This window comes from Pseudomonas sp. ZS1P83 (assembly GCF_054897825.1).
Genome location: NZ_CM142706.1, coordinates 1,199,129 through 1,223,279, shown reverse-complemented (window position 1 = coordinate 1,223,279; position 24,151 = coordinate 1,199,129). Strand labels below are relative to the sequence as shown.

General features: G+C 59.0%; 18 protein-coding genes. 8 read left to right on the top strand and 10 right to left on the bottom strand.

Annotation, left to right across the window (positions count from 1 at the left end):
- Positions 1-65 precede the first annotated feature (65 nt).
- Positions 66-953, top strand: coding sequence for a DMT family transporter (locus ACYZT0_RS05885; RefSeq protein WP_462046506.1), 888 nt, complete (start codon positions 66-68; stop codon positions 951-953).
- A 126-nt stretch (positions 954-1,079) separates the two neighbouring features.
- Here ACYZT0_RS05885 and prpD read toward each other — a convergent pair whose 3' ends face one another.
- The 6 genes from prpD to ACYZT0_RS05855 form a co-directional block, all read right to left on the bottom strand.
- Positions 1,080-2,564: a 2-methylcitrate dehydratase gene (gene prpD, locus ACYZT0_RS05880; protein WP_462045020.1), complete on the bottom strand. Its 1,485-nt coding sequence runs from the start codon at positions 2,562-2,564 to the stop codon at positions 1,080-1,082.
- A 191-nt stretch (positions 2,565-2,755) separates the two neighbouring features.
- Entirely contained in the window at positions 2,756-3,958 is a 1,203-nt protein-coding gene (gene prpF / locus ACYZT0_RS05875) for a 2-methylaconitate cis-trans isomerase PrpF (RefSeq protein WP_462045018.1), read from the bottom strand.
- Between the two features lie 67 nt (positions 3,959-4,025).
- Complete coding sequence (gene acnD / locus ACYZT0_RS05870) at positions 4,026-6,620, bottom strand: Fe/S-dependent 2-methylisocitrate dehydratase AcnD (protein ID WP_462045017.1); 2,595 nt, start codon at positions 6,618-6,620, stop codon at positions 4,026-4,028.
- A 202-nt stretch (positions 6,621-6,822) separates the two neighbouring features.
- Entirely contained in the window at positions 6,823-7,950 is a 1,128-nt protein-coding gene (gene prpC / locus ACYZT0_RS05865) for a bifunctional 2-methylcitrate synthase/citrate synthase (protein WP_462045016.1), read from the bottom strand.
- 153 nt (positions 7,951-8,103) lie between these two features.
- Complete coding sequence (gene prpB, locus ACYZT0_RS05860) at positions 8,104-8,994, bottom strand: methylisocitrate lyase (protein ID WP_149420202.1); 891 nt, start codon at positions 8,992-8,994, stop codon at positions 8,104-8,106.
- Complete coding sequence (locus tag ACYZT0_RS05855; RefSeq protein ID WP_178122757.1) at positions 8,991-9,710, bottom strand: GntR family transcriptional regulator; 720 nt, start codon at positions 9,708-9,710, stop codon at positions 8,991-8,993. The genes prpB and ACYZT0_RS05855 overlap by 4 nt, the downstream gene beginning before the upstream one ends.
- Positions 9,711-10,012: 302 nt before the next feature.
- On the opposite strand from ACYZT0_RS05855, the gene rloA reads away from it, so the two are divergent.
- From rloA to pabB, 4 genes are all read left to right on the top strand, one after another.
- Complete coding sequence (rloA, locus tag ACYZT0_RS05850; RefSeq protein ID WP_462045015.1) at positions 10,013-10,549, top strand: retropepsin-like aspartic peptidase RloA; 537 nt, start codon at positions 10,013-10,015, stop codon at positions 10,547-10,549.
- A 5-nt stretch (positions 10,550-10,554) separates the two neighbouring features.
- On the top strand, positions 10,555-12,090 hold the full coding sequence (rloB, locus tag ACYZT0_RS05845; protein ID WP_462045014.1) for an osmotic stress tolerance membrane protein RloB: 1,536 nt from the start codon (positions 10,555-10,557) through the stop codon (positions 12,088-12,090).
- Entirely contained in the window at positions 12,090-13,076 is a 987-nt protein-coding gene (locus ACYZT0_RS05840; RefSeq protein ID WP_462045013.1) for an alpha-L-glutamate ligase-like protein, read from the top strand. Before rloB ends, ACYZT0_RS05840 begins: the two co-directional genes overlap by 1 nt.
- 89 nt (positions 13,077-13,165) lie before the next feature.
- Positions 13,166-14,503, top strand: coding sequence for an aminodeoxychorismate synthase component I (pabB, locus tag ACYZT0_RS05835; protein WP_462045012.1), 1,338 nt, complete (start codon positions 13,166-13,168; stop codon positions 14,501-14,503).
- Positions 14,504-14,590: 87 nt separating this feature from the next.
- On the opposite strand, the gene thrH is transcribed toward pabB, so the two are convergent.
- On the bottom strand, positions 14,591-15,208 hold the full coding sequence (thrH, locus tag ACYZT0_RS05830) for a bifunctional phosphoserine phosphatase/homoserine phosphotransferase ThrH (protein WP_462045011.1): 618 nt from the start codon (positions 15,206-15,208) through the stop codon (positions 14,591-14,593).
- Positions 15,209-15,381: 173 nt separating this feature from the next.
- On the opposite strand from thrH, the gene ACYZT0_RS05825 reads away from it, so the two are divergent.
- The gene (locus ACYZT0_RS05825) at positions 15,382-16,122 is read left to right on the top strand and encodes a phosphoadenylyl-sulfate reductase (RefSeq protein ID WP_462045010.1); all 741 of its coding nucleotides are present in this window, start codon (positions 15,382-15,384) and stop codon (positions 16,120-16,122) included.
- Between the two features lie 249 nt (positions 16,123-16,371).
- Here the strand turns inward: ACYZT0_RS05825 and ACYZT0_RS05820 are convergent, their stop codons facing one another.
- On the bottom strand, positions 16,372-16,986 hold the full coding sequence (locus tag ACYZT0_RS05820; protein ID WP_462045009.1) for a YitT family protein: 615 nt from the start codon (positions 16,984-16,986) through the stop codon (positions 16,372-16,374).
- Positions 16,987-17,148: 162 nt separating this feature from the next.
- Entirely contained in the window at positions 17,149-17,355 is a 207-nt protein-coding gene (locus tag ACYZT0_RS05815) for a hypothetical protein (RefSeq protein WP_462045008.1), read from the bottom strand.
- Positions 17,356-17,636: 281 nt separating this feature from the next.
- On the opposite strand from ACYZT0_RS05815, the gene ACYZT0_RS05810 reads away from it, so the two are divergent.
- Positions 17,637-18,383 carry a 3-oxoacyl-ACP reductase family protein gene (locus tag ACYZT0_RS05810; RefSeq protein WP_462045007.1) on the top strand — a complete coding sequence of 249 codons (747 nt, stop codon included), beginning with the start codon at positions 17,637-17,639 and terminating at the stop codon, positions 18,381-18,383.
- Between the two features lie 69 nt (positions 18,384-18,452).
- Here the strand turns inward: ACYZT0_RS05810 and ACYZT0_RS05805 are convergent, their stop codons facing one another.
- Positions 18,453-19,148 carry an HAD-IA family hydrolase gene (locus ACYZT0_RS05805; RefSeq protein WP_462045006.1) on the bottom strand — a complete coding sequence of 232 codons (696 nt, stop codon included), beginning with the start codon at positions 19,146-19,148 and terminating at the stop codon, positions 18,453-18,455.
- A 262-nt stretch (positions 19,149-19,410) separates the two neighbouring features.
- Here ACYZT0_RS05805 and ACYZT0_RS05800 point away from each other — a divergent pair, with 262 nt between their 5' ends.
- Positions 19,411-23,937 carry an RHS repeat-associated core domain-containing protein gene (locus ACYZT0_RS05800; protein ID WP_462045005.1) on the top strand — a complete coding sequence of 1,509 codons (4,527 nt, stop codon included), beginning with the start codon at positions 19,411-19,413 and terminating at the stop codon, positions 23,935-23,937.
- Positions 23,938-24,151: the final 214 nt, after the last annotated feature.

Below are 24,151 nucleotides of genomic sequence, written 5' to 3'. Positions count from 1 at the left end.
ACAATAACAGGAGCTCGATCATGTCCATTACCGTCAGTGCGCCTTCAAGTCCTGCAAAACCCTGGCTGGCCGCCCTGGTCACCAGCGTGTTGTTCCTGATCGTTTGCCTGAGCTGGGGCACGACGTGGCTCGGGATCAAGATTGCCGTTGAAAGTGTGCCGCCGCTAACCGCTGCCGGGCTGCGGTTCCTGATCGCCTTTCCGTTGTTCCTCAGCTTTGCCCTGCTGCGCCGCGAACCGCTGCTGTTTCCGAAGGAGAGCCGCGGATTCTTTGTCTTCGTCACGCTGTCGTACTTCAGCCTGCCGTACTACTTGCTCAACTACGGCGAGATGCACGTTTCGTCTGGTCTGACGGCGCTGTTGTTCAGCTGCATGCCGGTGTTCATCCTGATGTTTTCCGCGCTGTTTCTGCGGGAGAAAATCTACCCCTCACAACTGCTCGGGATCGCCATCGGGTTCGGCGCCCTGTTCATGATTATCCGCAATCAGGGGCTGCATCTGGACCACGCCGAGTTGTTCGGGGTGCTGGCGATTCTCTGTGCCGCCATGATGCATGCGCTGTGTTACGTGGTGACCAAGAAACACGGCAGCGCGATCAGCGTGATCACCTACAACACCCTGCCGATCGGCATCGCCGGGTTGATGCTGTTTGTCGCGGGATTGAATGTCGAAGCACCGGTGTTCGATGCCGTCACCGCGCGGTCGTGGAGCGCCCTGCTCTATCTGGGGCTGGTGGCGTCGGTGGGCGGGTTTATCGTTTACTTCCTGCTGCTCAAGCGACTGAGCCCGATCATTTTGTCGTTTGTGTTCATCATTTTTCCGGTGTTCGCGGTGATCATCGGCGCCTGGTATGAGGGGCAAAGTCTTTCGCCGGAGCTGATGGTTTACTCGGCGGTTCTGCTGACAGGGTTTGCCATTACCAAGTTGCCGGTCGAAAAATGGCTGAGAACCTGAACACATCCCTGTAGGAGCCAGCGGTGCGGCGGTCCGACTTGCCGGCGAAGGCGTCCTTGAGAGCGCCTTCGCCGGCAAGTCGGACCGCCGCACCGCTGGCTCCTACAGGGTTTTGCGAAGGTTCAATCAGATAACAAACAAATCCACAAACCGATTCACCGGTGTCGCCTCAAGCGCCGCCTGGTCCTTGCACAACGCAAAGATCTCAGCGCTGCGCTGGGCGTTGAAGCGGGTCGCCAGGTTGGCCTTGAACTTGTCTTCCAGCAACGGGATGCCGTCGCTGCGGCGACGGCGATGGCCGATCGGGTACTCCACCACCACGTTCTCGGTGCTGGAGCCATCCTTGAAGAACACCTGAATCGCATTGGCAATGGAGCGCTTATCGGCCTCCAGGTATTCGCGGGTGTAGCGCGGGTCTTCGACGATGACCATTTTTTCGCGCAGCACGTCGATGATCGGATGCGCCGCGTGGAAGTCGTCCTCGTACTGCTCGGCCACCAGATTGCCGAACGCCAGCGGCACGGCAGTCATGTACTGAAGGCAATGGTCACGGTCCGCAGCGTTGGCCAGCGGGCCGACCTTGGAGATGATGCGGATCGCCGATTCGTGGGTGGTGATGACGATTTTATTGATTTCGTGCAGGCGATTTCTGACTTGCGGGTGCAGGGTCACCGCCGCTTCGCACGCCGTTTGCGCGTGGAATTCGGCCGGAAAGCTGATCTTGAACAGCACGTTTTCCATCACGTAGCTGCCATACGCCCGCGAGAAGCTGAACACGCGTTTGTCTTCAGGCTTGAGCGCCAGATCGTTGTTGGTGTGGCTGAACAATACGTCGTAAAAGCCCCACTGCCTGGCGGTCAGCACACCGGGAATGCCCATCTCGCCGCGCATCGCAATGTCCGCCAGCCGCACGCCGCGACTGGACGCATCGCCTGCCGCCCAGGATTTACGCGATCCGGCATTCGGCGCATGACGGTAAGTGCGCAGCGCCTGACCGTCGGCGAAGGCATGGGACAACGCGGACAACAACTGCTCGCGATTGGCGCCCATCAACTTGGCGGTGACAGCGGTCGAGGCGACTTTCACCAGGATGACGTGATCGAGGCCCACGCGATTGAAGGAGTTTTCCAGCGCGATCACGCCCTGGATCTCGTGGGCCATGATAATGGCTTCGAGTACCGCGCGAACGGTCAGCGGCGCGTCGCCATTGGCCAGGCGTTTTTGCGAAAGATGATCGGCCACCGCAAGAATGCCACCGAGATTATCAGACGGATGGCCCCACTCGGCCGCAAGCCAGGTGTCGTTGTAGTCGAGCCAGCGGACGATGCAACCGATGTCCCACGCCGCTTTGACGGGATCGAGACGGTAAGGGGTGCCGGGGACGCGAGCACCGAAAGGGACGACGGTGCCTTCCACCATGGGCCCGAGGTGTTTGGTGCATTCGGGGAAACGCAGGGCCAGGAGACCGCAGCCGAGGGTGTCCATCAGGCAGTTGCGGGCAGTGTCCAATGCTTCTTGGGATTCGATTTTGAAGGTCAGGACGTAATCGGCAATGTCCTGCAGGACCGTGTCGTAGTCGGGGCGGTTGTTCAGGTCGACGTTGGCGCTCATGTTCGATTCACTCTTGAAGTGGTTCGTTGATGGGACCTCGGTTCAGGTTAAATCTAAGTCGGCGACACCATTCTTATTGTTGAAATGCGGTCCTGTAGGAGCCAGCGGTGCGGCGATCCGACTTGCCGGCGAAGGCGATCTTGAGGACGCCTTCGCCGGCAAGCCGTGCGCCTACAGGGGACAGGTGTCAGTCAGAAAGAGTCGCCCGGCACACGGACGTAACCTTCCATCAACACCCGAGCACTGCGGCTCATGATGGCTTTGTTCACGGTCCATTCACCGTTGACCTGACTGGCTTCAGCACCCACGCGCAACGTGCCGGACGGATGCCCAAAGCGCACAGCATTACGTTCAATACCACCCGCCGCAAGATTCACCAACGTGCCGGAAATCGCCGCCGCCGTACCGATCGCCACCGCCGCCGTGCCCATCATCGCGTGGTGCAACTTGCCCATGGACAACGCGCGCACCAGCAGATCGACATCACCCGCCGCAATCGCCTTGCCACTGGAGGCAACGTAGTCCGCTGGCTTGGCAACAAAGGCCACCTTGGGCGTGTGCTGACGCTTGGCCGCTTCGTCCAGATTCTTGATCAAGCCCATGCGCAACGCGCCGTAAGCCCGAATGGTTTCGAACATCGCCAACGCTTTCGGATCGCTATTGATCGCGCCCTGCAACTCGGTACCGGTGTAACCGATGTCTTCGGCGTTGACGAAAATCGTCGGGATGCCGGCATTGATCATGGTCGCCTTGAAGGTCCCGACACCCGGCACCTCCAGGTCATCCACCAGGTTGCCAGTGGGGAACATCGAACCGCCACCGCCCTCTTCTTCCGCCGCTGGGTCCATGAATTCGACCTGCACTTCCGCAGCCGGGAAGGTCACGCCATCGAGTTCGAAATCGCCGGTTTCCTGTACCTCACCCTGGGTGATCGGCACGTGGGTGATGATGGTCTTGCCGATGTTGGCCTGCCACACGCGAACCACCGCAACGCCGTTCTGCGGAATGCGGCTGGCGTCCACCAGGCCGTTGCTGATGGCGAACGAACCCACCGCTGCCGACAGGTTGCCGCAGTTGCCGCTCCAGTCGACGAAGGGCTTGTCGATGGAGACCTGGCCAAACAAGTAATCGACGTCGTGATCGGCCTTGATGCTTTTCGACAGGATCACGGTTTTGCTGGTGCTGGAGGTCGCGCCGCCCATGCCGTCGATTTGCTTGTCGTACGGGTCGGGGCTGCCGATCACGCGCAGCAACAAGGCATCGCGAGCGGGGCCGGGAATCTGAGCCGCTTCCGGCAGGTCTTTCAGGCTGAAAAACACGCCTTTGCTGGTGCCGCCACGCATGTAAGTGGCGGCGATTTTAATTTGAGGGGCGATCTGAGGTACGTGAGCCATGGTGCTCTTTACTCCTTACCTAAAAACAGACACGGGATTTAAAAGTCCCGTGCCCGCACAGCGGGATTTAGACGGCTACCGCCGATTCTTCGAGGAAGTCCTGAGCGAAGCGCTGCAGCACGCCGCCGGCCTCGTAGATCGACACTTCTTCGGCGGTGTCGAGGCGGCAGGTCACCGGCACTTCGACGCGCTCGCCGTTCTTGCGGTTGATCACCAGCGTCAGCTCGGCACCCGGGGTGCGCTCGCCAATCACGTCGTAGGTTTCGCTGCCATCGATGCCCAACGTCTTGCGGTCGGTGCCCGGCTTGAACTCCAGCGGCAACACGCCCATGCCCACCAGGTTGGTGCGGTGAATGCGCTCGAAGCCTTCGGCCGCAATCGCTTCCACACCCGCCAGACGCACACCTTTGGCTGCCCAGTCACGGGACGAACCCTGACCGTAGTCGGCGCCGGCGATGATGATCAGTGGCTGCTTGCGCTCCATGTAGGTTTCGATGGCTTCCCACATGCGCATGACCTGGCCTTCCGGCTCGACGCGAGCCAAAGAACCCTGTTTGACCTTGCCGTTTTCCTGAACCATTTCGTTGAACAGTTTCGGGTTGGCGAAGGTTGCGCGTTGCGCAGTCAAATGGTCGCCCCTATGAGTTGCGTAAGAGTTGAAGTCCTCTTCCGGCAGGCCCATTTTCGCCAGGTATTCGCCGGCGGCGCTGTCGAGCATGATCGCGTTCGACGGCGACAGGTGATCGGTAGTGATGTTGTCCGGCAGCACCGCCAGCGGGCGCATGCCCTTGAGCGGACGAGCGCCAGCCAACGCGCCTTCCCAGTACGGCGGACGGCGGATGTAGGTGCTCATCTCGCGCCAGTCGTACAGCGGCGTCACTTTCGGGCCGGTGTCTTCGTGGATGGCGAACATCGGGATGTAGACCTGACGGAACTGCTCAGGCTTGACCGATGCCTTGACCACTGCGTCGATTTCTTCGTCGCTTGGCCAGATGTCTTTCAGGCGGATTTCCTTGCCATCAACCACGCCCAACACATCTTTTTCGATGTCGAAACGGATGGTACCGGCGATGGCATAGGCGACCACCAGTGGCGGCGAAGCGAGGAACGCGTTCTTGGCGTACGGGTGAATCCGACCGTCAAAGTTGCGGTTGCCGGACAATACCGCAGTGGCGTACAGGTCGCGGTCGATGATCTCTTGCTGGATCACCGGGTCCAGCGCGCCGGACATGCCATTGCAGGTGGTGCAGGCGAAGGCGACGATGCCGAAACCGAGTTGCTCCAACTCGCTGGTCAGGCCGGCCTCGTCGAGGTACAGCGCCACGGTTTTCGAACCCGGCGCCAGGGACGATTTGACCCACGGTTTACGGGTCAGCCCGAGCTTGTTGGCATTGCGCGCCAGCAGGCCGGCGGCAATGACGTTGCGCGGGTTGCTGGTGTTGGTGCAACTGGTGATGGCGGCGATGATCACCGCACCGTCCGGCATCTGGCCGGGCACTTCGGTCCACTGGCCGGAGATGCCTTGGGCGGCGAGGTCCGAAGTGGCGACACGGGCGTGCGGGTTGCTCGGGCCGGCCATGTTGCGCACCACCGAGGACAGGTCGAAGCTCAACCCACGCTCGTATTGCGCATTCTTCAAGCTGTCAGCCCACAGACCGGTGGTCTTGGCATATTGCTCTACAAGCTGCACCTGCTCGTCTTCACGGCCGGTGAGTTTCAGGTAGTCAATGGTCTGCTGGTCGATGTAGAACATCGCCGCGGTAGCACCGTATTCAGGGGCCATGTTGGAGATGGTCGCGCGGTCGCCGAGGGTCAACGCGCAGGCGCCTTCGCCAAAGAACTCCAGCCACGCACCGACCACTTTTTGCTGACGCAGGAACTCGGTCAGCGCCAGCACCATGTCGGTGGCGGTGATACCCGGCTGCAGCTTGCCCGTCAGCTCGACGCCGACGCTTTCCGGCAGACGCATCCACGACGCGCGGCCGAGCATCACGCTTTCAGCTTCCAGACCACCGACACCGATGGCAATCACGCCCAGTGCATCGACGTGCGGGGTGTGGCTGTCGGTACCGACGCAAGTGTCGGGGAACGCCACGCCGTCGCGCACCTGGATCACCGGAGACATTTTCTCCAGGTTGATCTGGTGCATGATCCCGTTGCCAGGCGGGATCACGTCGACGTTCTTGAAGGCCTTCTTGGTCCAGTTGATGAAGTGGAAACGGTCTTCGTTGCGACGGTCTTCGATGGCGCGGTTCTTCTCGAACGCCTCAGGATCAAAGCCACCGCGCTCGACGGCCAGGGAGTGGTCGACGATCAATTGCGTCGGCACTACCGGGTTCACTTGCGCCGGATCGCCACCTTGCAGGGCGATGGCGTCACGCAGACCGGCGAGGTCGACCAGCGCGGTCTGGCCGAGAATGTCGTGGCACACCACGCGGGCCGGGAACCAAGGGAAATCGAGGTCGCGTTTGCGCTCGATGAATTGCTTCAGGGATTCGGTGAGCGTGGCCGGGTCGCAGCGACGCACCAGGTTTTCCGCCAGCACACGGGAGGTGTACGGCAGAGTGTCGTAGGCGCCGGGCTGGATGGCTTCGACCGCCGCGCGGACGTCGAAGTAATCCAGATGGCTGCCGGGCAGCGGTTTACGGAATTCAGTGTTCATCGTCAGGACTCGGTCACGGTGGTTTCAAAAGGTGGGCTTGGCACGGCTCCTGAAGTGAACACAATCGACTGTGGGAGCGAGCCTGCTCGCGAAAGCGGTGTATCAGTCGACATCATTGCTAGATGTCAGTCCGTCTTCGCGAGCAGGCTCGCTCCCACAGGGTTTCCGGTTCCTACAGTAACAGTGCCGGTACCCCCACCATTCAGCGTTGTTCGATTGGCACGAACTTGCGCTGTTCGACGCCGACGTACTCGGCGCTCGGGCGGATGATGCGGTTGTTGGCCCGTTGTTCGAACACGTGCGCCGCCCAGCCGGACAGGCGCGAGCAGACGAAAATCGGTGTGAACAACTTGGTCGGAATGCCCATGAAGTGGTACGTCGACGCATGGTAGAAGTCGGCGTTCGGGAACAGTTTTTTCTGCTCCCACATGGTTTTGTCGATGGCTTCGGAGACCGGGAACAACACCGTGTCGCCCACTTCGTCAGCGAGTTTTTTCGACCAGCCCTTGATCACCTCGTTGCGCGGATCATTGTCCTTATAGATCGCGTGGCCGAAGCCCATGATCTTGTCCTTGCGCTCAAGCATGCCGAGGGTGCCTTTGATCGCCTCTTCCGGTGAGCTGAAGCGCTCGATCATTTCCATCGCCGCTTCGTTGGCGCCGCCGTGCAGCGGACCGCGCAGCGAGCCAATGGCTGCCGTGACGCAGGAATACATGTCCGACAGGGTCGAGGCGCACACCCGGGCGGTGAACGTCGACGCGTTGAACTCGTGCTCCGCGTAGAGGATCAGCGAAACGTTCATCACTTTGACGTGCAACTCGCTCGGCTTCTTGTCGTGCAGCAGGTGCAGGAAGTGACCGCCGATGGATTGCTCGTCACTCACGCAGCTGATGCGTTTGCCGTCGTGGCTGAAGCGATACCAGTAGCACATGATCGCCGGGAACGCGGCCAGCAGGCGGTCGGTCACGTCGTGTTGTTCAGAGAAGTCCTTCTCCGGCTCAATGTTGCCCAGGAACGAGCAACCCGTGCGCATCACGTCCATCGGATGGGCGTCGGCGGGGATGCGTTCCAGCACTTCTTTCAGCGCTTGCGGCAGGTCACGCAGCTTGCCCAGTTTGCTCACGTAAGCGGCGAGTTGTGTTTTGGTCGGCAGTTCACCGTAAAGCAGCAGGTACGCCACTTCTTCGAATTGTGCGTCAGCCGCCAGGTCGCGAACGTCGTAGCCGCGATAGGTCAGGCCTGCGCCCGACTGGCCCACGGTGGACAATGCGGTTTGCCCGGCAACCTGGCCACGGAGCCCGGCGCCACTGAGTACTTTTGCTTCGGCCATTGCTGTCTCCAGTTTTCTTGAATTTGTTAGGGAAACTCGTAGGAGCGAAGCTTGCTCGCGAAGACGGACTGACATTCAACATTAATGTCGTCTGAGACACCGCTTTCGTCGGATCGCCGCCCGGACCAAGCTTCGCTCCTACAGGGGCTTTCATTACTTCTTCGCGGCAAACAACGCATCGAGCTTCTGCTCGAAGGTGTGGTAGTCGATGCGATCGTAAAGCTCCATGCGCGTCTGCATGGTGTCGATCACGTTCTGTTGTGTGCCGTCGCGGCGAATCGCGGTGTAGACGTTTTCCGCAGCCTTGTTCATCGCGCGGAACGCGGACAATGGATACAGCACCAGCGACACGTCGGCAGCGGCGAGTTGCTCGGTGGTGTACAGCGGCGTCGCGCCGAATTCGGTGATGTTGGCCAGGATCGGCGCTTTCACGCGGCTGGCGAACAGCTTGTACATGTCCAGTTCGGTGATGGCTTCCGGAAAGATCATGTCGGCGCCAGCCTCGATGCACGCCGCGGCGCGATCCAGCGCAGATTCCAGACCTTCCACTGCGAGGGCGTCAGTGCGGGCCATGATCACGAAGCTGTCATCGGTGCGCGCATCGACGGCAGCCTTGATGCGGTCGACCATTTCCTGCAGGGACACGATCTCTTTATTAGGACGGTGACCGCAGCGCTTGGCGCCGACCTGGTCTTCGATGTGAATTGCCGCCGCGCCGAACTTGATCATCGACTTGACGGTACGCGCGACGTTGAACGCCGAGGAACCGAAGCCGGTGTCTACGTCCACCAACAGCGGCAGGTCGCAGACGTCAGTGATGCGACGCACGTCGGTCAGCACGTCGTCCAGCCCGGTGATGCCCAGGTCCGGCACGCCGAGGGAGCCGGCAGCCACCCCGCCACCCGACAGATAAATAGCCTTGAAACCGGCGCGCTTGGCCAGCAGTGCGTGGTTGGCGTTGATCGCGCCGACCACCTGCAAAGGATGCTCGCTGGCGACCGCATCGCGGAAACGCTGGCCTGGAGTGCTCTTGTTCAAACTCATGACTCACCTCGTTCAGTGGCTGTCGGGTTAGCGCCGTCCTGGTAGTGACGGGCAATATTGCGTTTGGAGGCGCCGATGTGACGGCGCATCAACAGCTCGGCCAGTTCACCGTCACGGTCGGCGATAGCATCGAGAATTCGGTGGTGCTCGGCAAAGGCCTGACGCGGACGATTGGGCGTGGTGGAAAACTGGATGCGGTACATGCGCACCAGCTGATAAAGCTCGCCGCAGAGCATTTGCGTCAGGGTGCGGTTGCCGCTGCCCTGGATAATTCGGTAGTGGAAGTCGAAATCGCCTTCCTGCTGGTAGTAGCCGACACCGGCCTGAAACGCCGCATCACGCTCATGGGTTTCGAGGACCCGGCGCAGTTCGTCGATTTCTTCGAGGGTCATGCGCTCGGCCGCCAGACGGCAGGCCATGCCTTCGAGGGATTCGCGGATCTCGTAGAGTTCCAGCAGTTCGGCGTGGCTCAGCGACACCACCCGCGCCCCGACGTGCGGCACACGAACCAGCAGGCGCTGGCCTTCCAGACGGTGGATCGCCTCGCGCAGCGGCCCGCGGCTGATGCCATAGGTGCGCGCCAGTTCCGGCTCGGAGATCTTGCTGCCCGGGGCGATCTCGCCCTTGACGATGGCCGCCTGAATGCGTCGGAAGACGTTCTCGGAAAGTGTTTCCGAATCGTCTTGAGCGATGACCGGGGGATCGAGTTGATCCAGCATATTGTCGACACCTTGAAAGCTGATGCCGCAAAAACTAGCGAATACAGACCTTTTAGTCAAAGGATAAATGGGTATTGTCGACAATCGTCTAATAACCGACAGCACCATAACGACGCAGCCCCTCTGTTTATAGCCGCCTCCCGGCGGTGGCGCCATAAAACCACCGTGCTAGAATGCCGGCCGCATTTGTTTGTGACATCTGCACTGCTTGTCATAAATAGTTGATAGGCATACGAGGGAGCTTGCGCAGCGATGCCAGGGTCTTGAATAGAAGTACGGACCGCTGCGCACCAGGATTTATGAGACTCAAGCCCTTCCCCGCCTTCCTTTATCTTCTTTGCCTGCCAGGTGTAGCCGCGGCGGGGGAAAAGACCGTGTACGGCCTCAACGAGTACGCCTCCCTGGACGGCATCGACCTGGAAGTCGCCGCCAAACTCGACACTGGGGCGAAAACCGCGTCCCTGAGTGCCCGCGACATCAAACGCTTCAATCGCAATGGCGAGTCCTGGGTACGCTTCTATCTGGCGATTGACGCTGCGCACTCGCATCCCATCGAACGGCCACTGGCCCGGGTCAGCAAGATCAAGCGCCGGGCCGGCGACTACGACCCGGAAGAAGGCAAGAAGTACACCGCCCGTCCGGTCATCGAGCTGGATATCTGCATGGGTTCGGCTTTGCGCAGTATCGAAGTGAACCTGACCGACCGCAGCGCTTTCCAATATCCGCTCCTGATCGGCTCCGAAGCACTGAAACGCTTCGATGCGCTGGTCGACCCCAGTCTTAAATACGCTGCTGGCAAACCCGCCTGCGCCACCGACGCTCATACCGCAGAGTAATTCCAATGCGCTCTCTTACCCTCCACCTGAAATTCCTGATCGCCATCCTGGTGGTGCTGGGTATTTCAGTCACGGCCTATCAGATCTTCGTGCTCGGCATTCCCGTGACCGAAGACGCCACCGACGACTTGTGGAACATCGACGCCAAAGTCGAGTTCGTCGCCAGTGCCAAGGACCCGGTCAAGATCCAGATGTTCGTGCCGCCGCTGAGCCGCGATTACGTCAGCCTCAACGAGAGCTTCATTTCCAATAACTACGGCGTGGCCGTGAACCGTGCCGACGGCAACCGCAAAGTCACTTGGTCGGCCCGCCGGGCCAAGGGCAATCAGACCCTTTATTACCGCCTGGTACTGACCAAACGCTACACCGGCGAAAAATCCAAGATCAAAGGCCCAACCTTCCGCGACAGCATCGCGGTTGAAGGAGCAGAAAAAGTCGCCGCCGAAGCCCTGCTTGCGCCCATTCGCCAGCACTCGGCCGACGTCGAAACCTTCATCGGTGAAGCCATCAAGCGTGTCAACAATCTCAACGACGACAACGTGAAGCTGCTGCTGGGTGGCGATCCTTCCACCGCGCACAAGGCCAAAATCGTCGAACTGGTGCTGTCCATCGCGCACGTGCCGGTGGAAAAGGTCCACACCATTCGCCTGGCGGCCGACCAGCCGCAAACGCCGGAACTCTGGCTGCGCAGTTTCAACGGCACCGACTGGCTGTACTTCAACCCGGAAACCGGTGAGCAGGGCCTGCCAACCGACCGCCTGCTGTGGTGGACCGGCGACGAAAACCTGATCACCGTCGATGGCGGCAAGAAAGCCAACGTGACCTTCAGCCTGAACAACAGCGAAATGAACGCGATTCGCCTGGCCAAGCTGACCGACGAAAACACCGACGCCAACTTCCTCGAATACTCGCTGTACGGATTGCCGCTGCAAACCCAGCAGACCTTCATGATCATGGTGATGATCCCGATCGGCGTATTGGTGATCCTGATCCTGCGCAACCTGATCGGCATTCAGACCCTGGGCACGTTTACCCCGGTGCTGATCGCCCTCGCCTTCCGCGAAACCCAGCTGGGCTTCGGGATCGTGCTGTTTACGATCATCACGGCGTTGGGGCTGACGCTGCGCTCCTACCTTGAACACTTGAAGCTGCAAATGCTGCCGAGGCTGTCGGTGGTGCTGACCTTCGTGGTGGTGCTGATCGCCGCGATCAGCCTGCTCAGCCATAAACTCGGTCTGGAGCGCGGGTTGTCGGTGGCGTTGTTCCCGATGGTGATTCTGACCATGACCATTGAACGCCTGTCGATTACCTGGGAAGAACGCGGTTCCGGCCACGCCATGAAAGTGGCGATCGGTACGCTGTTCGCCGCGTCGCTGGCGCACCTGATCATGAGCATTCCGGAGCTGGTTTACTTCGTATTCACCTTCCCGGCGATCCTGTTGATCCTGGTGGGCTTCATGCTGGCTATGGGTCGCTATCGCGGCTACCGCCTGACCGAACTGGTGCGTTTCAAGGCGTTCCTGAAAGAGGCTGACGCCTGATGTTCGGCCTCTGGAAGACCTGGAAGGCCCTGGAAGCCCGGGGCATCATGGGGATCAATCGGCGCAACGCCGACTACGTACTCAAGTACAACAAGCGCAGTCTGTACCCGATCGTCGATGACAAGATCATCACCAAGGAGCGCGCCATCGCCGCCGGCATTCACGTGCCGGAACTGTACGGCGTGATCTCCACCGAGAAAGAAATCGACAACCTCGACGACATCATCGGCGGGCGCAACGACTTCGTGATCAAACCGGCCCAGGGCGCGGGCGGTGACGGCATCATTGTGATTGCCGACCGTTTTGAGGGCCGCTATCGCACGGTGTCCGGCAAGATCATCAGTCATGAGGAAATCGAGCACCATATTTCCAGCATCCTGACCGGCCTCTATTCGCTGGGCGGACACCGGGATCGGGCACTGATCGAATACCGCGTGATCCCGGACCAGATCTTCAAAAGCATCAGCTACGAAGGCGTGCCAGATATTCGCATCATCGTGCTGAAGGGCTATCCGGTGATGGCCATGCTGCGCTTGCCGACGCGCCAGTCCGGCGGCAAGGCCAATCTGCACCAAGGCGCCATCGGCGTCGGTGTCGACCTCGCGACCGGGCAGACGTTGCGCGGGACCTGGCTGAACAACATCATCACCAAACACCCCGACACCACCAACGCGGTGGATGGCGTGCAACTGCCTTACTGGGACGGTTTCATGAAACTTGCCGCGGGCTGCTATGAGCTGTGCGGGCTGGGTTACATCGGTGTCGACATGGTGCTGGACCAAGAGAAAGGGCCGCTGATTCTTGAGCTCAATGCCCGGCCTGGGCTGAACATTCAGATTGCCAATGATTGCGGGCTGACGTTGCGTACCCATGCGGTTGAAGCGCGGCTGGAAGCGTTGAAGGCTCGCGGGATTGTTGAGACGGTTCAGGAACGGGTTGAGTTTGTTCAGGAAATGTTTGGGCATATTCCGGCGGTTGAGGGTTGACCTGCCAATCCCCGACATCCCCTCTAGGAGCAAATCCTGCAGAGGACTACAATCGCCACCCCCGCCTCGATGGCTGATCTGCCCCGCCCATGTTGACCTGTTCCGTACACCCGCTCCCCTATCGCGCCAACCCCGCCGAGTACTTCGCGGCGATTCGTCATGCCCCCGGTGCTGTGCTGCTCGACAGTGGCCGACCCACTGCCGAGCGTGGGCGTTATGACCTGCTCAGCGCTTGGCCGCAGGAACAACTGGCGGTGTTGCCTGACGAAAGTGGCAGCGTTTTCCTGCAACGTCTTCGCGACAATCTGACACGACTCGGTGAAGCGACGGTGCCTATTGACCTGCCCTTCGCGGGTGGCTTGATCGGTTACCTGAGCTATGACTTCGGTCGGCATCTGGAGAATTTGCCGACTCAGGCGCAGGACGACCTGCAATTGCCCGACGCACGTTTGGGACTGTATGACTGGGCACTGATCAGCGATCACCAACTGAGTACCAGTCAGTTGGTCTTCCACCCGTCGCTGGTCGACAGCGAACGTCAGCGTCTGATCGCCCTGTTCAGTGAGCCTTCGGCTGAAGCGCTCGAGCCTTTCAAGTTGAAAGCCCCGATGAAGGCCGACCTGAGCGTCGACGAGTATCGCCACGCGCTAGAGCGCATTCAACGGTACATCCAGGCCGGCGACTGCTATCAGGTCAACTTCGCCCAGCGTTTCCGCGCGCAGTGCCAAGGCGATCCATGGGCTGCGTATTGCGCACTGCGGGCGGCGTGCCCGACGCCGTTCTCCGGATTTCAGAGCCTGCCCGACGGCGGCGCGGTGCTGAGTCTGTCGCCGGAGCGTTTCGTCAAAGTCAGCGAACGCCATGTGGAAACCCGCCCGATCAAAGGCACCCGTCCTCGCGGACTGACCGCTGCCGAAGATGCGGCAAACGCCGCCGAACTGCTGGCCAGCCCAAAGGACCGCGCGGAAAACCTGATGATCGTCGACCTGCTGCGCAATGACCTCGGCCGAACCTGCCGTATCGGTTCGGTGCGGGTGCCGGAGTTGTTCAGCCTGGAAAGCTACCCGAATGTGCATCATTTGGTGAGCAGCGTGACTGGGGAACTGGCGGATGACCGGGATGCGCTGGACCTGATCGCTGGCAGCTTCCCCGGCGGCTCGATTACCGGTGCGCCGAAGATTCGCGCAATGCAGATCATCGACGAGCTGGAGCCGACGCGTCGTGGGTTGTACTGCGGGTCTTTGCTCTATCTGGACGTGCGCGGCGAGATGGACAGCTCCATCGCGATTCGCAGTTTGCTGGTCAAGGATGGGCAAGTGTGTTGCTGGGGCGGTGGCGGGATCGTCGCGGACTCGGAGTGGCAGGCCGAGTATCAGGAATCGATTACCAAGGTAAAAGTACTGCTCGATACCTTACAGGGCCTCTAAAAGCTTCGCGGGCAAGCCTCGCTCCTACAGGGTTCGACGATCCTCTGTAGGAGCGAGGCTTGCCCGCGAAGGCGTCCTCCCGGACGACTACAGGCTCAACGCCCGATTCGAAGCCTTGATGAATTCCTGCTTCAGCGCTTCAAAGCTGTGCACCGCCGGAAACTGCGGAAACTCGCGAATCACATTGTCCGGCGCATGGAACAGAATCCCCGCATCCGCCTCACCCAGCATCGTGGTGTCGTTGTAGGAATCCCCCGCCGCGATCACCCGGTAGTAAAGGCTCTTGAAGGCTAATACCGACTGACGCTTGGGATCTTTCTGACGCAACTGATAGTTGGTCACCCGCCCTGAATCGTCAGTAATCAGACGATGGCAAAGCAAGGTCGGGAAGCCCAGTTGACGCATCAGCGGCTGGGAGAACTCGTAGAACGTGTCCGACAGAATCACGACCTGAAAGCGTTCTCGCAGCCAGTTGACGAATTCGATGGCACCGTCCAGCGGCTGGAGCGTGGCAATCACTTCCTGGATGTCAGCGAGTTTCAGACCATGCTCGTCGAGAATTCGCAGGCGCTGCTTCATCAAGACGTCGTAGTCGGGGATGTCCCGGGTGGTAGCCCTCAAAGATTCAATCCCGGTTTTTTCGGCGAAGGCAATCCAGATTTCCGGGACCAGTACACCTTCAAGATCCAGACAGGCAATTTCCACAAGACACTCCCATTTGTATTGATTATTGAGTCAAGCGAACAAAAAGACTGCCAAACTCTAGCGACTCAGGCTGGCCTGCGCAACGCAGAGTGTGCGCCAGCGGCTGCAGGATTTTGTTACCATCAGGGCCATATAGAGCGCCCAGCGCCACCGACCTGTAGGAAGCCGCCCTGATGAGCCCATCGTTCGATGTCGTGGAACTCGCCACGACTTATGCCAACAAATCCGCCCAGGACATCCTGAAACTCGCGTTCGCCGAGTTTGGCGATGACCTGTGGATATCTTTCAGCGGCGCCGAAGACGTGGTGCTGGTGGACATGGCCTGGAAGCTGAACAAGAACGTCAAAGTGTTCAGCCTCGACACCGGCCGCTTGCACCCCGAGACCTACCGTTTCATCGATCAGGTGCGCGAGCACTACAAGATCGACATCGAACTGGTGTCGCCGGACTACACCAAGCTCGAACCTTTTGTGAAGGAAAAGGGCCTGTTCAGTTTCTACAAGGATGGCCATGGCGAATGCTGCGGCATCCGCAAGATTGAGCCGCTTCGTCGCAAGCTCTCCGGTGTGACTGCCTGGGCGACCGGCCAGCGTCGGGATCAGAGCCCTGGAACTCGAAGCGCCGTCGCGGTGCTGGAAATCGATACCGCGTTCTCCACTCCGGAACGCACCCTGTATAAATTCAACCCGTTGGCACAAATGACCAGCGAAGAGATCTGGGGTTACATCCGCATGCTGGAGCTGCCGTACAACAGCTTGCACGAACGCGGTTTCATCAGCATTGGCTGCGAACCGTGCACCCGTCCGGTGTTGCCGAACCAGCACGAGCGCGAAGGTCGTTGGTGGTGGGAAGAAGCGACACAGAAAGAATGCGGCTTGCATGCCGGCAACATCATCAGCAAATCCAAGACCTGACTTCCAGCCTTGTGAGATCCCCTGTGGGAGCGAGCTCGCTCCCACAGGTTTGATGTACGCCTTACAAAGTGTGTACACATGAATGTCACCATAGGTGCCGTTTGTGTGTGTGTGCACTTTTAATTTCTGCGCCCCCAAAAGTTACACGCTCCCGCCCTGACTTCCCCAGTCGACCTTTCATGCAAACTTCACCGAAAAAATAAATACCTGTTCATCATCGCTCGTGAGTGTGTGCGGACAGGCCGAAAATTACGCTGCGTAGCGGTTAGGCCGATGATTCATCGCGATGATCAGGTTCAACACCACCGCTCCCGCGATTGAAATGATGAGCGCTGGCACAGTCACTACGTACAGCGAAGCGAACATGACCATAACGTCCACCATCAATTGCAGTTTACCGGCACGTATACCGAATTGGTCCTGCAGGTAGAGTGCGAGAATGTTGACCCCTCCCAGGCTCGCCTTGTGCCTGAACAGCACAATGAACCCCAGCCCCATGATCAGATTGCCGAACAAGGTGGCATAGATCGGCTGGAGTTGATCGATATGGATAAAGCGCAAATGCAGGTCAGTGAACAGCGACACCAATGCGACGGCACAAAAGGTCTTGAGGGTGAACGCCCAGCCCATGCGCCGGATGGCGAGGTAATAGAACGGCAGATTGATGAAGAAGAAGGCCGTACCGAATGAAACACCCGACGCGTAATGAATGAGGAAGGCTATCCCTGCCGTACCGCCGGTGAGTGCACCCGCCTGGCGTAGCAACATGATCCCGAACGAGACCATCAGCGTGCCGACCAGCACGGCCAGAACATCTTCTAGCAGGGTGTGTTGCACACTGGGAATTGGAGTGACTTGGACCATACAGAATGCTCAATCGCAGGGAGTTTCGCGGAAGATTGATCCTCAGCATCCGAAACAGAATCCGGCCTCAGATGGCTGATTCACGGCACTCAAGATCAACAACTCACGCAAGAACAATAAAACGAAGGCAATTGGACACATATAATTATTATCGATACACCATTAACGCACACATAAGTAAACAATACCCACATCAAACATTGTCAGCACGCAAGCGACGATGCCCGCCCGTTGCAGGCCGGCCATCGACCAGGAATCCCTCTGACCTGAACGAGTATCGTCCCCGTCGAACGAGCGTTTGGAGTCAGCAAGATAGGCCGCAAAACACTCGGCACTTTGTTCAAGGTTGCCACCGAAAACTTCAAACACAAGAATCACCCATGGGCGCGGTATGGCCCTCAGCGAAAGACGATTTTGATTCGTTTCGCTGAAGGTAGGCTTAACTTAAATGAATCATTATTCATGCCAAACATTAACTGGCTATTTATCAATAGCTTGAAATTGTCAGGGTGATTTTAACTACAACATGAAGGGTTAAATTAACCCTGTATTGGGGTAGTAATGACCTTGTCATAGCCTGCAGCGGGCAACCGAATCGATACTAGGCTCCATCAACCGAGACATTTCGCCTCGGGTCTTTGGAGATCGATATGACTACTCAGAACCTCAGCGGCAAAGTGGCATTGATTCAAGGCGGATCCCGCGGTATCGGCGCCGCCATTGTCAAACGCCTGGCGGCTGAAGGCGCGACAGTCGCCTTCACCTACGTCAGCTCCACGGCCAAAGCCGAAGAATTGCAAAACAGCATCACCGGTAACGGCGGTAAAGCCCTCGCCATCAAAGCTGACAGCGCCGACGCCGAGGCCATCCGCAACGCCGTGACCGCCACCGTAAAAGCCTTTGGTCGCTTGGACATTCTGGTCAACAACGCTGGAGTGCTGGCCGTTGCATCACTGGAAGACTTCAAGCTCGAAGACTTCGATCAGACCCTCGCGATCAATGTGCGCAGCGTATTCATCGCCACCCAGGCTGCGGCCAAACACATGACCGAAGGCGGTCGCATCATCAACATCGGCAGCACCAACGCCGACCGCATGCCCTTCGCCGGTGGCGGCCCCTACGCCATGAGCAAATCGGCGCTGGTCGGCCTGACCAAAGGCCTGGCGCGCGACCTCGGCCCGCGCGGGATCACCATCAACAACGTGCAACCGGGCCCGGTCGACACCGACATGAACCCGGCCAGTGGTGACTTCGCCGAAAGCCTGATCCCGTTGATGGCGGTGGGCCGGTACGGCAAAGCGGAAGAAATCGCCAGTTTTGTCGCCTACCTCGTCGGCCCCGAAGCCGGCTACATCACCGGTGCCAGCCTGACCATCGACGGTGGTTTCGGCGCCTGATGCTCTGAATCACGCATAAAAAACGCCGGCAACCCTGATCAGGTTGCCGGCGTTTTTATGTGCGCAGCTTTAAGCCCATTCGAGCGCTGGCAAACCGCAAGCGCTTGGTTTAAACGCTTTCAGCGTACGAAGAATGCCATCGGCGTGTGCGTATTTTTCGTCAGCCATCGCCGCATCCGGGATCGCAATTGCCGTCATCCCCGCCGCTTTCGCCGCTGTGACACCGAACGGCGAATCCTCAAATACCAGGCAATCCTCGGGCGCGACACCCAGGCGCCGCGCCGCCGTGAGGAAGATGTCCGGCGCCGGTTTGGCCGCGCCGACTTCCGGATCATCCGCCGTCACGATGAAATCGAACAGCGCGAACCAGTCGCGGTGCAAGGTGGTTTTCTGGCCGAATGACTGACGCGAAGAGCTGGTGCCCACCGCGATCGGAATGTTATTGGCCTTCAAGTGCCGAACCAACTCCTGTGCGCCAGGCATCGCCAACGCCGTAGGAAAACGCTCGCGCATCAGCGGTTCGCGGATCACCAGAAACTCTTCGGCAGTGATCGGCAAGTCCAGCGCGTCGACCACATAGCGCGCCAGATCTCCTGCACCACGGCCGATGATGTTCTGTTTGACGCTCCAGTCGAAGACCCGACCGTAACGCGCGGCAATCATGGACGTGACCTCGGTGTAAATGCCCTCGGTGTCCAGCAACAGGCCGTCCATATCGAAAATCACGGCCTTGATCGGGCCGAATTCATTCAGCGGTGCATTCATCGCGTCTGATCCGTTTTCTAATGACATCCCAGAGGCGGCTCAGGTACGGCCGGGTCCGCGATCGATTAAAGGATTCAGCAGCATAGCGAGCGCGACTGGCATAGGGCAACGGGCAATGCCTGATCGGTACTAAAACCTGCGCCGAAGTGCTCTCCGTCATTTAAAGATTCTCCCTACACCAAACACCTACTTTCCCGACTTCTTTCCACGTCGATCCCCCGCAAAGTCCCGCGTTCTGAATTGATCCGCGCGAGAGCTGTGAATGTTCGTACCTGACAAGGTCCTGGCCTTGAATAACACCATCGGGCTGTTGGTGGTTGCCGCCATGGACCCTGAGCAGCCGAATGTCGAAGCGCTGCTCGGTGATTTTCGACTGTGTCTCAATGACTACGACGCCTGGGCTGAAAGTTTCTGGACCGGCAGGGCATTGGATGTCGAGCAGGTGTTCAAGGTCGGCAACGAAGTCCGTCTTAGCGCACCGAAGAACTCCACCGCGCCAGTCAGTTCAACAGTCACTTCGTGCTCGGCCAGTGGTTCTTTGACCCTGGTGCACATGTTCGATGCCGCGCGGTTTGTGCCGATCGGCAATACGCCGGTGATGCTTGAACCTTACCTCTCTGAAGACAGGTTTGGCGAACCGATCTACCGCGAGATCGGTCCCAGCGGCATTCTGGAAATCCCCGATTGCGAGCGCAGCCTGCGTTATCGCATCACCTTTTTCCCCAATGTTTGCGCTAATCACGTCAAAGCGCTGTACGACTCGTATCAGGGCGTGATCGGCGAACTGGAAGGCTGGCTGCGCAACGAGTGGGCCACCGAGTTCCAACCGCTGTGGGCAGAGTTTTCCGAGGCCGGTTTCGCCAAACGCTACGGCATGCTGCAACAGGCTGATTGGCGCGGTTTCGAGAACTCGCTGAACGGTTTGTGGGATGACGTAAAGCAGGTTTACGCCTTGATCGCGGACCTGCAAGCCAATAGCGAAAAGCTCCTTGAGTACCTGACCGAGGTCGAACTTAAAGCGCTGCTGAATGCTTCGGCCGAGACCATTGCCAATGTGTTGCTGATGCTGAGCGACGAGCCGTTGATGTTCATTCATCTCGCGGCGATCACCCGTTGGCTGAGGATGTTGCCACCGCAGCATATCGCTGAGGTCGTGGCGCAAATTCGTACAGGAATATTGATCGGACTGCTGTTGGCGCGCTTCACAGGTCCTACAGGACTGACACTTGGCATAAGCGCCAAGGTGCTGAACAAGGTCAAGTCGGAGCGAGCACGGAACTGGCTGGCGGCCGCGAGTTTGCGGTTGGCCGAACTGACCGCCAAGTCCGACCTGACAGCCCACGCTGGCGTACTCAAACCCCTCGCAGTCAGCGCCCCGAATGTTCCGTTGAACCCCGCACCCGCGGTGTCACTGCAGATCAGCGCGGGGGCTGCACCGATTGTGCTGGTAAAGAACCCGGTCGCAATCGCTCGCGACAAGTCCAAGGCCATGACCCGCTTGGTTCGTCAGGAACATCGCGACGATGCTCCCGATCAGGCGAAAAACCCCCACGGCGACAGCGCCGATTGCGGACCGTTGACCTGTACCCATGGCTGTCCGGTATCGATGGTCACGGGCGAAGAACTGCTCACGCTGACCGATGGTTCGCTGGACGGGATTTTGCCGTTCGACTTCACCCGGCTCTATCGCACCAGTGCTGTGGAGATCGATTGCGGGCTCGGATTCGGTTGGAGTCATTCCCTCGCACATCGGCTGGATCTCGATGAAGCACAGGTCATCTGGACCGACCACGAAAACCGTCGTACGACTTTTCCTCTTCCGAGTGTCGAGCGCCCGGCAATTCATAACAGCCTGTCGCGAGCGGCGATTTATTTGGGGGACGAGCCGGAAGAGCTGGTCCTTGTATTGGCTGGCGAGACAGCTCGGTTTTACCACTTTCGTACAGGGCGACTGATGGCCATCAGCGATGCCTATGGCAATCGGCTGACGGTGCAGCGGGACATTTCTGACAGGATCAAGCGCCTCGACAACGGCGCCGGGCGTTCCTTGCTGTTGCGCTATGAGCGCCGACACATAGTTGCCGTCGAGTATCAGAGTTTTCATCCGGCCGAATCCCTGGAAGACGCCTGGCATACCGAGCAAACACTGGTTGCCTACCGCTACGACGCTTGTCAGCGCTTGATCGAAGCGACCAATGCCGCCGGTGAAAGTGAACGGTACGACTACGACGAGCAACACGTGATTCTGCAACGGCAATTGGCCGGCGGAGCAAGTTTTTACTGGGAGTGGGAAAGGTCCGGCAAGGCTGCCCGATGCGTCCGCCATTGGGCGTCGTTTTCGCAGATGGACGCGCGGTATGTCTGGGATGACAACGGCAGTGTGCTGGTAAAAAACGCCGACGGCAGCGAGGAGATTTACGAGCACGACGAACAGGCGCGACTGGTGCGTCGGGTCGAACCCAATGGCGCAGAACACCTGAAGGCCTACGACGACAACGGCCGGTTGCTGGCCGAACAGGATCCGTTGGGGGCGATTACCCAATACCGCTATGACGAGATCGGGCGGCTGATTGCCCTGATCCCACTCGAAGACGAGCCGACGTCCTACGAATATCGCAATGGTTTCCTGCTCGCGCGGTATCGCGGTAAAGCGGTATGGAAGTATCAGCGCAATGTTCAGGGTGACGTCACGGAAGCGACCGATCCTGACGGTCATGTCACTCACTATCACTACGACGCTCAAGGACGGGTGCTGTCGATCCGTTATCCAGACAACAGTCGGCATGTCTTCGGGTGGAATGCATTAGGGCAACTGCTCGAAGAAACGTTGCCGAACGGCGGCCTGCGGCGGTTTTCCTACGACGCTTTGGGTCGGCAGATTAGCCGTCAGGACGAACACGGCGCTGTCACTCAATACCAATGGGACGCTGTCGGGCGTCTGATCCAGACGATTCTTCCCACAAGCGCCAGCCGCGCTTTCAGCTACAACGCCTACGGCAAGATCACCGCCAAGCGCGATGAACTGGGGCGCGTCACTCGTTTTGAGTACGACGATGATCTGCATCTGGTCAGTCGCCGGGTCAACCCTGACGGAACGCAATTGCGTTATCGCTACGACAACGCGCAGCTACTGCTGACGGAAATCGAAAACGAATCCGGCGAACACTATCAACTGGACTACACACCGAACGGATTGATCCGACAGGAAATCGGCTTCGATGGCCGACGCACGGCGTATGCCTACGACCTCAACGGCCACCTGCTGGAGAAAACTGAGTTTGGCGATGACGGCTCACAGCTGTTTACAAGTTACCAACGGGATTCGGCTGGACGTCTGCTGGTCAAAAACCTGCCCGATGGTGTCAACGTCGAGTATCGCTATGACAGCTTCGGCCGGTTGGTCAGCGTCGATGACAGCACCGATCACCCGCTGGAATTCGAGTACGACCAACAGGATCGCCTGATCACCGAGCATCAGGGCTGGGGCACCCTGCGCTATGGCTACACCGCCTGCGGCAAGCTCAACCACCTGCGCCTGCCGGACAACAGCAAACTCGATTACCACCACGCCAAGGGTGGCGCGTTGACGGCGATCGACCTCAATGGCGCCCGACTAACAGCGCATACTTTCTTCGCCGGTCGCGAACTAAACCGCCAACAAGGCCTGTTGCTCAGCGAATATGCCTACGACGATCAGGGTCGCCTGAAGGCCCACGCCGTCAGTCAACAGCAACAACCGCTGTATCGCCGCGACTATGCCTACAGCGCCAACGGCAATCTCGACAACACTGCCGACAGCCGTCACGGCCAACGCAGCTATCAATACGATCCCCTCGACCGCCTGATCCGCGTCCGCCACGCCCGCGACCAACAGCCCGAAAGCTTTGCCCATGACTCGGCCGGCAACCTGGTGATGCAGGATCGTCCAGGCCCTACCACTGCCAAAGGCAATCGCCTATTGATACAAGGCGACCGCCATTACGATTACGACGCCTTCGGCAACCTGATCCGCGAACGCCGCGGCACCGCGCAAAAACTCGTCACCGACTACCGCTACGACTGCCAACACCGCTTGATCGGCGTCACCACCCCGGACGGTCGTTGCTCCAGCTACCGCTACGACGCCTTCGGCCGCCGCATCGCCAAAACCGTCGACGGCCACACCACCGAGTTCTTTTGGCAGGGCGACCACCTCGTCGCCGAAAGCAGCCGAGAGCACTACCGCAGCTACGTCTACGAACCGGGCAGCTTCCGCCCACTCTCCATGCTCGACGGCAAAGGCCCGCGCCAGGCCTGCCCGTTCTATTACCAACTCGATCACCTCGGTACGCCACAAGAACTCACCGACTACAGCGGCGACATCATCTGGGCCGCCCGGTACACAGCGTATGGCCGCCTGACTCGCCTCAACCGCGACACTCATCAAGTGCTTGATCAGCCATTGAGGTTTCAGGGGCAGTATTTCGATGCGGAAACGGGCCTGCATTACAACCGGCATCGCTACTACAATCCGGATGTTGGACGGTATCTGACACCGGATCCGAGCAAGTTGGCGGGTGGGTTAAACGGGTATCAGTACACGCGGAACCCTACGGGGTGGGTCGATCCGCTGGGGTTGAATGAGTGTCCAGGGGGGGATGGGTGTAAGAAGCCGGCGTTTGGGGATGAGGATCCGGCGGGGACGGCTAAGGTTGATGAGGGTGAGCCAGATCTCCCTTCCCTGATACATGACGTTGACCCAAGCAGTTTATTTAGAACGCATTCGTTGTCTGGCAAAGGTTCAACTTAGCGTGTAGAAAATATCGCAAAGGATATGCGTGAAACTGGTTTCGACGCGGGTTTCCCGATAGATGTCGCCGAAAATGATGGCAAGCTCTATATCCTTGATGGACATCACCGTGCTACAGCAGCAAGGCAGACATCAACAAGAGTTATCATTAGACTTGTGAGAGATATCGCGGGCCATAGAGGAACTCTGAACAATATTGATGAAATTATAGATT